This is a genomic window from Nonomuraea sp. NPDC049504 (assembly GCF_040676845.1).
Lineage (GTDB): Bacteria > Actinomycetota > Actinomycetes > Streptosporangiales > Streptosporangiaceae > Nonomuraea > Nonomuraea salmonea.
In genome coordinates, this window is record NZ_JBFAPT010000013.1 from 191,826 (window position 1) to 204,598 (window position 12,773).

The 12,773-nt window shown below is 73.3% G+C and carries 11 protein-coding genes; 6 read left to right on the forward strand and 5 right to left on the reverse strand.

What is annotated here, in order from left to right; genetic code table 11:
* Window positions 1-7: 7 nt before the first annotated feature.
* Window positions 8-2,935, reverse strand: coding sequence for a bifunctional [glutamine synthetase] adenylyltransferase/[glutamine synthetase]-adenylyl-L-tyrosine phosphorylase (locus tag AB0K28_RS25360; protein ID WP_364374477.1), 2,928 nt, complete (start codon window positions 2,933-2,935; stop codon window positions 8-10).
* An 84-nt stretch (window positions 2,936-3,019) separates the two neighbouring features.
* Between AB0K28_RS25360 and AB0K28_RS25365 the strand changes: the two genes are divergently transcribed.
* The gene (locus AB0K28_RS25365) at window positions 3,020-3,670 is read left to right on the forward strand and encodes an HXXEE domain-containing protein (protein WP_364374480.1); all 651 of its coding nucleotides are present in this window, start codon (window positions 3,020-3,022) and stop codon (window positions 3,668-3,670) included.
* On the opposite strand, the gene AB0K28_RS25370 is transcribed toward AB0K28_RS25365, so the two are convergent.
* Window positions 3,657-4,367, reverse strand: coding sequence for a type 1 glutamine amidotransferase (locus AB0K28_RS25370; RefSeq protein ID WP_364374483.1), 711 nt, complete (start codon window positions 4,365-4,367; stop codon window positions 3,657-3,659). The two genes, AB0K28_RS25365 and AB0K28_RS25370, sit on opposite strands and share 14 nt — an antisense overlap.
* Window positions 4,368-4,418: 51 nt before the next feature.
* Between AB0K28_RS25370 and AB0K28_RS25375 the strand changes: the two genes are divergently transcribed.
* Window positions 4,419-5,273, forward strand: a complete 855-nt coding sequence (locus tag AB0K28_RS25375; protein WP_364374486.1) for an alpha/beta hydrolase — start codon at window positions 4,419-4,421, stop codon at window positions 5,271-5,273.
* Between the two features lie 92 nt (window positions 5,274-5,365).
* On the opposite strand, the gene AB0K28_RS25380 is transcribed toward AB0K28_RS25375, so the two are convergent.
* The gene (locus AB0K28_RS25380; protein ID WP_364374489.1) at window positions 5,366-6,091 is read right to left on the reverse strand and encodes a hypothetical protein; all 726 of its coding nucleotides are present in this window, start codon (window positions 6,089-6,091) and stop codon (window positions 5,366-5,368) included.
* 511 nt (window positions 6,092-6,602) lie between these two features.
* Between AB0K28_RS25380 and AB0K28_RS25385 the strand changes: the two genes are divergently transcribed.
* The gene (locus AB0K28_RS25385) at window positions 6,603-7,238 is read left to right on the forward strand and encodes an AAA family ATPase (RefSeq protein ID WP_364374492.1); all 636 of its coding nucleotides are present in this window, start codon (window positions 6,603-6,605) and stop codon (window positions 7,236-7,238) included.
* 15 nt (window positions 7,239-7,253) lie between these two features.
* On the opposite strand, the gene glnA is transcribed toward AB0K28_RS25385, so the two are convergent.
* Window positions 7,254-8,615 (reverse strand): type I glutamate--ammonia ligase, encoded by a 1,362-nt coding sequence (glnA, locus tag AB0K28_RS25390; protein ID WP_345400807.1) that lies wholly within the window; start codon window positions 8,613-8,615, stop codon window positions 7,254-7,256.
* A gap of 154 nt (window positions 8,616-8,769) precedes the next feature.
* On the opposite strand from glnA, the gene AB0K28_RS25395 reads away from it, so the two are divergent.
* Complete coding sequence (locus AB0K28_RS25395; RefSeq protein ID WP_345400804.1) at window positions 8,770-9,315, forward strand: hypothetical protein; 546 nt, start codon at window positions 8,770-8,772, stop codon at window positions 9,313-9,315.
* 81 nt (window positions 9,316-9,396) lie between these two features.
* Entirely contained in the window at window positions 9,397-10,509 is a 1,113-nt protein-coding gene (locus AB0K28_RS25400; RefSeq protein ID WP_364374496.1) for a hypothetical protein, read from the forward strand.
* A gap of 28 nt (window positions 10,510-10,537) precedes the next feature.
* Here the strand turns inward: AB0K28_RS25400 and AB0K28_RS25405 are convergent, their stop codons facing one another.
* On the reverse strand, window positions 10,538-11,500 hold the full coding sequence (locus tag AB0K28_RS25405) for a DUF5937 family protein (RefSeq protein ID WP_364374499.1): 963 nt from the start codon (window positions 11,498-11,500) through the stop codon (window positions 10,538-10,540).
* A 59-nt stretch (window positions 11,501-11,559) separates the two neighbouring features.
* On the opposite strand from AB0K28_RS25405, the gene AB0K28_RS25410 reads away from it, so the two are divergent.
* On the forward strand, window positions 11,560-12,753 hold the full coding sequence (locus AB0K28_RS25410; RefSeq protein WP_364374502.1) for an MFS transporter: 1,194 nt from the start codon (window positions 11,560-11,562) through the stop codon (window positions 12,751-12,753).
* Window positions 12,754-12,773 lie beyond the last annotated feature (20 nt).

The following is a 12,773-nucleotide window of genomic DNA, read 5'->3' on the forward strand; positions in this document are numbered from 1 at the left end:
ATGCTGATCAGCCGCCGTAGAAGACGCGATCCACCACCTTGCGGGCGCGGCGGGTGACCCGGCGGTAGTCGTCGAGGAAGTCCTCGGAGCCGTCGGGCGGGTAGCCGAGTGTGCGGGCGACCTGCCTGCGCTCGGCGGTGTCCTTCGGGATGCTGTCGCCGGGCCGGCCCTTGACCAGCATCATCGCGTCGCGGACACGGGAGGCGAAGCGCCACGCCTCGGCCAGCACCTCCTCGTCCTCCGGCGCGAGCAGGTCCTCCGCCACGGCCGCGCGCAGCGCCTCCAGCGTGCGCGTGGTGCGCAGCACCGGCAGCCGGCCGGCGTGCTGGAGCTGCAGGAGCTGCGCCACCCACTCCACGTCGGACAGCCCGCCGGGGCCGAGCTTGGTGTGCAGGGCGGGGTCGGCGCCGCGCGGCAGCCGCTCGGCCTCCATGCGGGCCTTCAGCCGCCTGATCTCCCTGACCGCGTCGCCGCTCAGCCCGTCGCGCGGGTGGCGCAGCTCGTCGATCATGGCGGTGAACGCCGCGCCCAGCTCCGCGTCGCCCGCCGAGAACCTGGCCCGCAACAGCGCCTGCGCCTCCCACGGCGACGACCAGCGCGCGTAGTAGGCGCGGTAGGAGGCGAGCGTGCGCACCAGCGGGCCCTGCCGGCCCTCGGGGCGCAGGTCGGGGTCGATGAGCAGGGGCGGGTCAGGCGCGGGCAGCGACAGCAGCCTGCGCACCTCGTTGGCCACGGCGAACGCGGCGTCAGTGGCCGTGCGCTCGTCGACGCCGGGCAGCGGCGAGTGCACGAACATCACGTCGGCGTCGCTGGCGTAGGAGCACTCCATGCCGCCGAGCCGGCCCATCGCGATGATCGCGAACGAGGTGACCTCGCGCGCCTTGCCGAGCGCCGCGTCGAGCGCCGCCTGCAGGGTCACGTCGTTGAGCCGGGACAGCGCGGTGCCGACGGTCTCGATGTCGATGAGGCCGGAGATGTCGGCCACGGCCGTGCGGAACAGCTCTTTGCGCCGCAGCGCGCGCACCGCGGTGACGGCGGTCTCGGGGTCGCCGGCGTGCCGGGAGACCGCGGCCGACGCCTCGCCGAGCAGCGAATCGGGCGGGCGTGGGGTCAGCTCGTCGTCGGAGCCCAGCATGGCCACCGCGTCGGGGGCGTGCATGAGCAGGCCGGTGGCGTAGCGGCTGGTGCCGAGCACCCGCGCCATCCTGGCCGCCACCGCGGTCTCGTCGCGCAGCAGCCGCAGGTACCACGGCGTGGTGCCCAGCTTGTCGCTGACCTGCCGGAACCCGAGCAGCGCCGCGTCGGGGTCGGGCGTGTCGGCGAACCAGCCGAGCATCACCGGCAGCAGCGTGCGCTGGATCGCGGCCCGCCGCGAGACCCCGGTGGACAGCGCCGCGATGTGGCGCAGCGCGCCGGTGGGATCGACGTAGCCGAGCGCCTCGAGCCGGGCCGCGGCGGCCGAGGCGGACAGCCGCGCCTCCGACTCCGGCAGCCGCGCCACGGCCTCGAGCAGCGGCCGGTAGAACAGCTTCTCGTGCAGCCGCCTGGCCTCCATCGCGTGCCGGCGCCAGCGGGTGGTGAACTCCCCCACCGGGTCGGCCTGCATGCCGAGCGCCCGCCCGAGGCGGCGCAGGTCGGCCTCGTCGGTGGGAACGACGTGGGTGCGGCGCAGCCGGTGCAGCTGCAGCAGGTGCTCGACCTGGCGCAGGAACGTGTACGCCTCGGCGAGCGAGCGCGAGTCCTCGCGGCCGACGTAGCCGCCGCGGGAGAGCGCGGCCAGCGCGGGCAGCGTGGCCCTGCGGCGCAGCAGCGGGTCGAGCCTGCCGTGGACGAGCTGGAGCAGCTGCACCGCGAACTCTATGTCGCGCAGCCCCCCTGGACCGAGCTTGAGCTGCCGGTCGCCCTCGGCGCGCACGTGGGCCTCGACCCGGCGGCGCATGGCCTGGACGTCCTCCACGAAGTGCTCGCGGGTGGCCGCCGACCAGACCATGTCGTTGACGGCCGCGACGTAGGCGGCGCCCAGCTCCAGGTCGCCCGCGACCGGCCGGGCCTTGAGCAGCGCCTGGAACTCCCACGTCTTGGCCCAGCGGTGGTAGTAGGCCAGGTGGCTCTCCAGCGTGCGGACCAGCGGTCCGGAGCGGCCCTCCGGCCGCAGCCCCGCGTCGACCTCCCACAGCGAGCCCTCGGACGTGGTGGTGGTGCAGCCGCGCATCATGGCCTGGGCCAGGCGGGTGGCCGTGCGCAGCGCCTTGGCCTCGTCGGCGCCCTCCCTGGGCTCGGCCACGAAGATCACATCGACGTCGCTGATGTAGTTGAGCTCCCTCGCGCCGCACTTGCCCATGCCGATGACCGCGAGGCGGACGTCTTCCGCGCCGACCTCCGTACGCGCGACGGCGAGCGCCGCCTCCAGCGCGGCGCCCGCGAGCTCGGACAGCTCGGAGGTGACGTCCTGCAGCCCGATCCGGCCGGTGAGGTCGCGGGCGGCGAGGTGGGCGAGCCGGCCGCGGTAGGCCACCCGCAGGGCCGTGAGCGCGTCGTGGCCGCCGCTCTCCGCGCGCGGCTCGCTCTCGCCCGGCTCCGCGCCGACGGCGCGCAGCAGCTCGGCCCTGGCGTCGCCGAGGCGGTCTTCCGCCAGCATCGCGACGTGGGAGGGGTGGCGGACGAAGTGGTCACCGAGCGCCGCGCTGACGCCCAGCACGGCGAGCAGGCGGTTTCTCAGCCCCTCGTCGTGGCGCAGGGTGCCGAGGACGGCGGGCTCGCGCTCGATCAGCCGGGTGAGCGAGACCAGCGCCTGGTCGGGGTCGGCGACGGCGACCAGGGCCTCCAGGATGTCGTCGAGGTCGGCCGGGGACTGACGGATCAGCTGGGCGGCCCTGGCGCCGTCGGCGAAACCGAGTTTGGCGAGCCGGGCCGCGGTGGATTCGATCCTGGGCACCCTTCCATCTTGACAGCTCCCGCATGATCCGCCGTAGCATGCGAACGCAACGTTGCGTTGCGTTTCGCTTTTCGGGAGGGTGTCATGAGCGGGGATTCCGGGCGCGTGCCGGCGGGGGTGGCCTGGGGGCTGCTGGGGGCTTGGGTCGTGCACGACGCCGAGGAGCTGGTCACGATGGCGCGGTGGACGCGGGAGGCGCGGCCCCTGCTGGAGTCGCGCTTCCCCGGGGTGCCGTGGGAGCGGCTGGAGGTGTCGCAGGCGCACGCCGCCACGGCCATCGGGCTCATGGGCGCGGTCGTGGCGGGCGCGGCGGCGATGGGGGCGCGCACGGGCGGGCACAGCCCGTCCTTCCAGACCGCGCTCGCCGGGTTCGGGGTGCACGGGGTGGTGCATCTGGCGCAGGCGGCGCTGTTCAGGGGCTACACGCCGGGCGTGGTGACCGCTCCCCTGGTGGTGCTCCCGTACGCGGTGTGGGCCTGGCGGCGGCTCAGGGCCGCCGGGGTGCCGACGACGTCGAAGCCGAGCGGCCTCCTGGCGCTCCCCCTGGTGCTGGCCGGCGTGCACGCCCTGGCCCACGCCCTGACGAGCCGCCGCCCCAGCCCTCAAGGCCGCTCCCCCTGGAGTGATCGGCCTCTCGTGCGGCTCCTGTGCGGCGACCGGCCGGCCCTCACCCCCGAGCACGGCCGCTCAGCAGTCCTGACCCATCCTCCGGTGTGGCTGCTCAGGAGCTCCTGACCACGTCGCCGAAGGCTTCCGCCACCGGGCGCCACGTTCTCACCAGGGCGGGTTCCGCGGCCTTCACCTCCGCGTTGAGGTCCTCGGCGCTGTAGCCGTGGGCGCTCAGGCCGCCGGCGGGGTCGCCGCCTTCCGGCTGGGACGTCCAGGCGGCGAAGATCTCGGGGGTGGCCTCCGGATGGAACTGGACCGCCCAGGCCGTCTCTCCCAGGCGGTAGCCCTGGTGCGGGTAGCGGGCGCCGGTGAGCAGGGGCACGGCGCCGTCGGGCAGGCGGGTCATCGCGTCCTGGTGGTACTGGACGGCCACCGCCCGCTCGCCCACTCCCCCGAACAGGCGGTCGGAGGCGGCGGCGGGCAGCGTGGTCACCTCGCAGGCGCCGACCTCCAGCCCGGCGGCGCCACGCTCGACGGTGCCGCCGCAGGCCATGGTGAGCAGCTGCGCGCCCAGGCAGATCGCGAGCGTGGGCGTGCCCTCGTCCACGGCGCGCCGCAGCAGGTCGCGGGTGGCGGGCTGCCAGGGGCTGCGCTCGTCCTCCCAGGCCGCCGCCGCGCCGCCGAGCACGATGAGCCCGTCCGCCGCGCGTACGGGCACCTCGTCCCCGAGGTACGGCCGCACGACGTCGCAGGGGACGCCGAGCCAGCCGGCGAGGTACCCGAGACCGGCTTCGGCCTCGTGTTCGATGACCGTGATCCGCATGCCGTCAATTATCCGGCTTGTCGTGAGATGTCCGGTCCCTATGCTCCCCTCATGACAGTCGAATTCGATGAGGTGGACGGGCAGCGGATCGCCACGTTCGGCACCGGCCCGCGCAAGATCGTCGCGGTGCACGGCATCACGGCCTCGCTGATGGCGTGGGCCACGGTCGGCCGGCGGCTGCCCGACGGCTGGTCGCTGGTGGCCATGGACCTGCGCGGGCGGGGGCACAGCGCGTCCCTGCCGGGCCCGTACGGGCTGCCCAGGCACGCCGAGGACGTGCTGCGGGTGGCCGAGCACGTCGGCGCGGGCCCCGACGCGGTGCTGACCGGCCATTCCATGGGCGCGTACGTGGCCGCGCTGGCCGCCGGGCAGCGGGCGTTCGCCAAGGTCGTGCTGGTGGACGGCGGTCTCCCGCTGCCTCCTCTGCCCGACGACGTGGACCCGGACGCGGCCACCCAGGCCACGCTCGGTCCGGCGCTGGAGCGGTTGCGGCAGACGTTCGCCTCGCCGGAGGCGTACGTGGACTTCTTCAAGGCCCACCCCGCCTTCGCCGGCAACTGGACCTCCGACGTGGAGGCGTACGTGCGGTACGACCTGACCGGGCCCGACGGCGCGCTGACGTCACGGGCGGTCGGGGAGGCGGTGCTGGCGGACGGCCGGTGGATGCGCGTGGAGCGCGACCGCATCGGGGCCGCGCTGGAGCGGATCACCGCGCCGCTGGTGCTGCTGAGGGCGCCGCGCGGGCTGCTCGACCAGCCGGTCGGCCTGCTGCCCGACGGCCTCGCGGCGCCCTGGATCGAGCGGCTGCCCGGCCTGCGCGACGAGCTGGTGCCCGGCTGCAACCACTACACGATCCTGTTCGACGAGCGCTGCGCGGACATCGTGGCGGCCCGCCTCACGTCCTGACGCCCGAGCGGCTCACGCTCCGGGCGAGTTCCCGACGCCCGGACCTGCGAAGGGGCCCCCGAAAGATCCCGGAGGCCCCTTTCACCTGCGCTTCAGCGTGGAGCGATCCAGGTGGCGCGGGCCGCCGCCACCAGCGTGCCGTCCATCTCGTAGATGGCGCTCTGGCCGTAGAGCTTGCGGCCGTCGCGGCCGGTCGGGCGGGCCACCACGGAGTAGCGGCCGCCCGGCAGGATCGAGCCGTTGATCTGCACGGCCAGCCGGCCGAGCAGCGCGCTCTCACCAGGACTGAAGTGCGCCCAGCCGGTGATGCAGTCGAGCACCGCGCCCACGATGGAGGCGGGCACGCCGTCCTCGCCGCTCACCGTGTGCGGCACCCGCCAGCCGGCCGCCACCAGGTCAGTGTCCTCCACCGGGCCGGGGAAGATCCGCAGCCCGTCGCCGGGCTCGCGCAGGCCGCAGGCGAAGCACTCGGCGAACGGGTGCTTGCGCAGCCCCGCGAACCCGGCCTCGGCGCGGGCCGCGTCGTTGAACGGCACGAAACCGGGACCCTCGAGGTCTTCGGCCACGGGGATGGCCTCGACCAGCAGCTTGTCGCCGTGGGAGAGGGAGACGGAGTTGGCCACGTGGTCGAGGCGCAGCTCGGTCTCCAGCGGCGTGGGGGCATGGAGGGTGACCTCGACGGCTGATCGGCTGCCTGATCGGCCACCGTTCAGCGCCTCCTCCATGGTGCCCGCGATCCAGCCGCCGTTGGCGACGCCCACGGGACCGCGGAAGCGCTTGGGAACGGTCAACACGGTCTGCAAGGCAGCCGTCGTCATGCCACACCCTCCTATATCGCCCCACTCGGCGAAAGTCCGGAAATATCATAAAGAGCAGGCCGATTTTATCGGACGCCCGTTTTACCTAGGGACGGGGGTCCTGGCGGTTGCTCAGTGCTTCTCCATAACGCCTCGAACGGGCCCGAAACTTCCCCGCGCCCGGGGATACACGACGGTAGAGGTCGCGCATCGCGGGGACGTGTCCCGGGCGTCAGAAGCAACGAAAATCGGCCTCACTCCGAACCGCTCCGGGAGTGAGGCCGATCAAGGCGTCGGGAGTACCTTAACGGGGTTTCCCGGTTGCCGCGTACCAATCTGCCGAATCCGGCGGGGAGCCCGTCAAAGCAGGCCGAGCTGGATCCGATCTCCGCAGGTCAGCGCCCTGGCGGACCTTTCGGCGGCGTGATGGGGTGCGCGAGTTCGGCCGTAGTCGCAGAGTCTGGAGTGCGACGGGCCTATGCTGGCGCGGCGTACATGATCGGCCGGACGAGACGGGGCGGGGGTGGGGAGCGTGCCCGGGGCGATGCTGCGGTACCCGCCGGGATCCCTGGTCATCCTGACAGGGCTGCCGGGGGCGGGCAAGACCACGCTGCTGCGCCGCCTGTACGGCCTGCACGGCACCGAGAGCCGCCCCCTGACCGCGGGGACGGTCGTGGTGATCGACTCCGCGCAGTCGCGGCGGCACTGGGACGGCAGGCTCACCTGGGCGCCCTACCCCGTGCGGCGGGCCGTGGTGTTCGTCACCCACGTGAGCCGCATCAGGCGGGCGCTGGCGCGGGGCGCGCCGGTGGTGGCGCACAACCGGGGCTGCGGCCCGTACGTGCTGCGCGCTTTCGCCTGGCTGGCCCGCCGGCACGGCGCGCACTTCCACCTGCTGCTGCTGGACGCGCCCGCGGAGGAGGCGCTGGCCGGGCAGCGTGCGCGGGGACGGGTGGTGGCGCCGCGGACGTTCGCCCGCCACCGGCGGGGCGTGGAGCGCCTGCTGGCCCGCGTCAAGGGCGGCGACCCGGCCCCCGCGACCGGCGCCCGCGTCGTGGACCGGGCGCAGGCCGGCCTGCTGGAGGCCATCGTGTTCGACGCGCTCCCGGACGAGCCCGCCCGCCCGGCACGGCGGCGCCCGCCACACGCCGAGCGGATCGGCGGGTAGCGGGGCCGGATCGCCTCAGAGGATCGGCAGGTAGCGGCCGAGCTCGAACTCGGTGACGTGGCGGCGGTATTCGCGCCACTCGCTGCGCTTGTTGCGCAGGAAGAAGTCGAAGACGTGCTCGCCCAGCGTCTCGGCCACCAGCTCGCTGCGCTCCATGACCTCGATGGCGTCGTTGAGCGACCCGGGCAGCGGCTGGATGCCCAGGGCGCGGCGCTCGGCGCTGGTGAGGGTCCAGACGTTGTCCTCGGCGGCGGCGGGCAGCTCGTAGCCCTCTTCGATGCCCTTCAGGCCCGCCGCGAGGATGAGCGCGAAGGCGAGGTAGGGGTTGCAGGCGGAGTCGAGCGAGCGGAACTCGATGCGGGTCGAGCCGCCCTTGTGCGGCTTGTACATCGGCACCCGGACCAGCGCCGAGCGGTTGTTGTGGCCCCAGCACACGTAGGAGGGGGCCTCGCCGCCCTGCCCCGCGATGGCCTCGGCGCCGCCCCACAGCCGCTTGTAGGAGTTGACCCACTGGTTGGTGATGGCGGTGATCTCGGCGGCGTGCCTGAGCAGGCCCGCGATGAACGAGCGGCCGACCTTGGACAGCCGGTAGTCGGAGCCGGCCTCGTAGAAGGCGTTCCTGTCGCCCTCGAACAGCGACATGTGGGTGTGCATGCCGGAGCCGGGGTGCTCGGTGAACGGCTTGGGCATGAACGAGGCCCAGATGCCCTGCTCCAGCGCGACCTCCTTCATGACCAGGCGGAAGGTCATGATGTTGTCGGCCGTGGTGAGCGCGTCGGCGTAGCGCAGGTCGATCTCCTGCTGGCCGGGGGCGCCCTCGTGGTGGCTGAACTCGACGGAGATGCCCATCGACTCCAGCATCATGATCGCCTGGCGGCGGAAGTCGTGGCCCGAGCTGTGGGGCGTGTGGTCGAAGTAGCTGCCCGAGTCGATGGGCTCGGGCCGCTCGCCCGCCTCCGGCCTGTTCTTGAGCAGGAAGAACTCGATCTCGGGGTGGGTGTAGAAGGTGAAGCCCATGTCGGCGCACTTGGCGAGCGTGCGCTTGAGAACCCAGCGCGGGTCGGCGTGGGACGGCGAGCCGTCGGGCATGAGGATGTCGCAGAAGATGCGCGCCGCGCCCGGCGTCTCGCTGCGCCAGGGCAGGATCTGGAACGTCGCGGGGTCGGGCTTGGCCAGCATGTCGGACTCGTAGACGCGGGCGAAGCCCTCGATCGCCGAGCCGTCGAAACCGATGCCCTCGGCGAACGCGCCCTCGAGCTCGGCCGGCGCGATGGCCACGGACTTGAGGAAGCCGAGCACGTCAGTGAACCACAGCCGGATGAACCGGATGTCGCGTTCCTCGAGCGTGCGGAGCACGAACTCCTGCTGGCGGTCCACAGCATCCCCTCGTTCGACGAAAGTACAGGTCACCTACCAGCATGCCGTGTCCGTGTTTCGCACACGTTACGGGGGTCGCCGGTGCGAGCCTCGCTGACAAAGGGCCCGCCCCGACCTACTGTGATCAACGCAGTCAGTCTCGGGGGAGGCAAGGGTGGCCATCGACCTGCTCAATCACAAGCTCGATCGGGCGTTCGACCACATCGACGCGAACGGCAACGGCGTCGTCGAGCGTGAGGACCTGCTGGGGCTGGGCGCCCGCATCCTGGTGGGCTTCGGCGAGTCCCCCACCTCGGTCACCGGGGCGCGTCTCGTCGAGAGCTTCGACCGCATCTGGTTCACCCTGTCCGACGCGCTCGAACGCGACGGCGACTCCGGCGTCGCGCGCCCCGACTTCCTCAAGGGGATGACCGCGGCGTTCGTCACCGGCGAGCACTACGACCCGGTGTTCCGTCCCGCCACGGTCGCGGTGGCGGAGCTGTGCGACGGCGACCGCGACGGCGAGGTCGCGATGGGCGAGTTCCGGACGCTGCTGTCGGCGTTCGGTGTCGCCTACGACGACGTGGACCAGGCGTTCGACCGGCTCGACCGGGAGGCGAGGGGCCTGCTCACGGTGGAGGAGCTGGTCCTCGCGGCCGCCGACTACTACCGCAGCGACGATCCCAACGCGACCGGAAACTGGCTTTTCGGCCCTCTGTGAAGAGCACTGTCAAGGGTGCTGTGAGGAGTTACGGCAAGAGACGCAGAGCGCGGAGAACGCAGAGAACACGGTGAAGAGCCCATGAAGAGCACAGTCAACAGTCCCTCGGACAGTGGGGAGCCCGCGCCCGCCGACGCGCCGTCGGGCCCACCCGCCGTCCCGTCCGGCGGCCCTTCCGTCAGCCCGTCCGGCACCCCTTCCGTCAGCCCGTCCGGCACCCCGTCCGGCACCGTGCTGTCCACGGTGCGGACCGCGCTGCGCACGGCGCTGTCGTCGCTGCTGCCGCTGCCGCGCAGGGGCGGCTCACCCGCGACGGCGCTGCTGCCGCTGACCGAGCGGGTGCCCGCCATGGCGGCGCCGTGCCGGATGCACCCGGCCGTGTACGCGATCGAGGCCGCCGTCATCGACTGGGCCAGGCGTACGGGCCTGCCCGCCGACCCCGGCGTCGGCTACCACCGGATGGCGGGCCGCGCGTTCGCCGAGTTCGACGCCGCCGCGGCGGCGCTGTTCGCGCAGTGGCTGACCTGGCTGTTCCACCTGGACGACGAGCTGGACGAGCGGTCGGGGCCCCTGGAGGTCTTCCACGGCATGCTGGCGGGCACCGCCCGTCATCCGCTGGAGGCGGCCTTCGCCGACCTGTGGCGGGTGACGAGCGTGCGGATGAGCGACCGGTGGCGGGCCAGGTTCGCGGTGGGGCTGCAGCGCCAGTACGACGCCTGCCGCACCGAGGCCGACAACCGCGCGGCGGGGCGGATGCCGACGATCGAGGAGTATCCGGAGCTGCGCAGGGGCACGGTGGGGCCCTACCTGTACGACCTGGTCGAGCCGTGCCTGCGGGTCGAGGTGCCGGCCTGGGTGCACGAGTCGGAGCCGTGGCGGCAGCTCGTGGACGCCTGCAGCGACGTGACGGCCTGGTGCAACGACGTCGCCTCGCGGCCCAAGGAGCGCGGCGACGTGCACAACTTCGTGGTGCTGGCGATGCGGCAGCTCGGGCTGGGCGAGCGGGCGGCGACGGCGTGGGTGCTCGACCGGATCGCGGCGCGCTGCCAGGACATGCGCCAGGCGGCCAGGCGGCTCCCCTTGGACGATTTGGCGCCCGCCGCGGCGCGGGACGTCAGCAAGGTGGCGTGCGCGTACCTGGCGGCGCCGCGCGCCCACCTGGACTGGCTCCTGGAGTCGAAGCGCTACGCCTGAGCCGCCGGCCCGCCGGCCCCGCGCGTGGTCAGCGGGTGCCGGCGAGCATGTCGCCGGCCGGCGTACGGCGGTAGACGACCTGCTTGCCGAGCCGCATCCCCACGGCGAGCCCGCCCCCGCTGAGCACGCTCAGGTGCTGGCTGACCGCGCCGGGCGTGAGCTCCATGCGGGCGGCCAGCGCGGAGGTGGTGGCGGGCTCGGCGAGCGCGAGCAGGATGCGCGCGCGGCTCCTGCCGATCAGCGCGGCGAGCGCGTCGGGCGCGGGCGGCGGCCCCTGCACCCACAGGGTGCCGACGCCCTGCACGGGATAGACCAGCATCGGCTGGTACGGGGCCGACATCACGGCCACGGACGGCCAGTAGAAGGCGCTCGGCACGAGCACGAGCCCGTCGCCGTGCGGCCCGTCGAGCACGCATGAAGGCCGCTCGATGAGCAGGTGCTCCCCCGTCCAGCGCACCTCGGGGCCGAGGCCGGCGAACAGCGCGTGGGCACCGCCCTGGGCGAGCTCGCGCGAGCGGCGCAGCACGTCGCGTTCGAGCAGCCCATACACGCGGGGCCAGAACTCGGCGAAGCACCGCTCCCAGTACGCCTCCAGCGTGTCGGCCACCCGTGCGACGCCCGCCTCGGGGTCGGCGATGAACCGGTCGATCACCTCGGGCGCGCCGGCTCGCAGCCGCGCCGCCTCGTGCCTGACCCGTTCGGGGTCGCTGCGCCTGACCCGGTGGAGCTCGGAGGCGAAGTCGGGCAGCGGCGTGTCGGGCGGCGGGGTGATGAAGTCGGCGAGGTAGCCGGCCGGCGGCACCAGCGCGAACAGCTCGGCCAGGTCGAGCCCGTCCAGGCGGGGCCGGACGGCCTTGATCCAGGGCAGGTGGATCGACTGCCGTGAGGGCGCGCGCAGGGTGCGGAGGCTCGCCACCAGCTCCCACATCGGGGAGAACGCGAAGCGCAGGCGCGCGACGTCCTCAGGGCTGAGCCGCCAGGCGATGGACATGCTTTTAGTGTGGCCTAAATCGTTCGCGCCGCGGCATCCGACCCCTCACGCTGTCCAGCGTGTCGAGCACAACTGCCGAGAAGCCCTCCTTCGTCCGGTCCATGGTCGGCGGGCTGCCCCGCCCGTTCTGGGCGCTGTGGGGCGGCACCGTGGTGAACCGCCTGGGCACCATGGTCATGCCGTTCACCGGCGTCTTCCTGACCCAGAGCCGCGGCATGTCGCTCGCCGCCGCGGGCCTGGTGATGGGCGTGTTCGGTGCGGGGTCGCTGCTGTCGCAGTTCATCTCGGGGGTGCTCACCGACCGCATCGGGCGGCGGGTCACGCTCACGGGCGGCATGGTGGCGACGGCGGTGTTCATGCTGGCGCTGGGCTACAGCACGTCGCTGCCCGCGATCCTGGCCTCGATGTTCTGCCTCGGCCTGGTCATGGACATCTACCGGCCGGCCTCGAACGCCATGGTCGCCGACCTGGTCTCGCCGGAGGAGCGGCCGCGGGCGTACGGGCTGCTGTTCTGGGGGGTCAACCTCGGCTACTCCATCGGCGTGACGGCCGGCGGGTGGCTGGCGCAGCTCGGCTTCCTGTGGCTGTTCTGGATCGACGCGGTGTCCTGCCTGATCTTCGCCGTACTGGTGTGGCGGGCCGTGCCGGAGACCAGGCCGCAGGGGCACGAGTCGACCGGCGGGTTCGGGGTGGTGCTGCGCGACCGGGTCATGCTCGGGTTCACGCTGGTCGTGCTGGGCAACGCGGTGGTCTACTCCCAGACGCTCTCCATGCTGCCGGTGGCCATGACGAAGGTGGTCAAGCTCCCGCTCGGCACGTACGGCCTGGCCATGGCGCTGAACGGGGTGCTCATCGTCATCGTCCAGCCGCTCGTGTCGGGGTGGCTGGGACGGCGGGACCCGGCCAGGACGTTCGCGCTGGGGCTGGTGGTGATGGCGGCCGGGTTCGCGATGACCGCGTTCGTCACCACCGCGTGGGGGCTGGTGGCGACGATCGTGGTGTGGACGGCCGGCGAGATCATCACGGCCGGCATCCCCGGCTCCATCGTGGCCCGGCTCGCCCCGTCCCACCTGCGCGGGCGGTACTCCGGGCTGTTCGGGTTCGCCTGGTCGCTGGCGGCCGTGCTGGCGCCGACGCTCGGCGGGGTGCTGCTCGAACTGGGCTCCAAGGCACTGTGGTTCACGATCGGCGGGGTGGGCGCGACGGCGGCGGCCGGCATGCTGCTCCTCGGCCCCGCCGTCCGCCGCCGGTGACCGCTTCCCGGCTCTCCGGC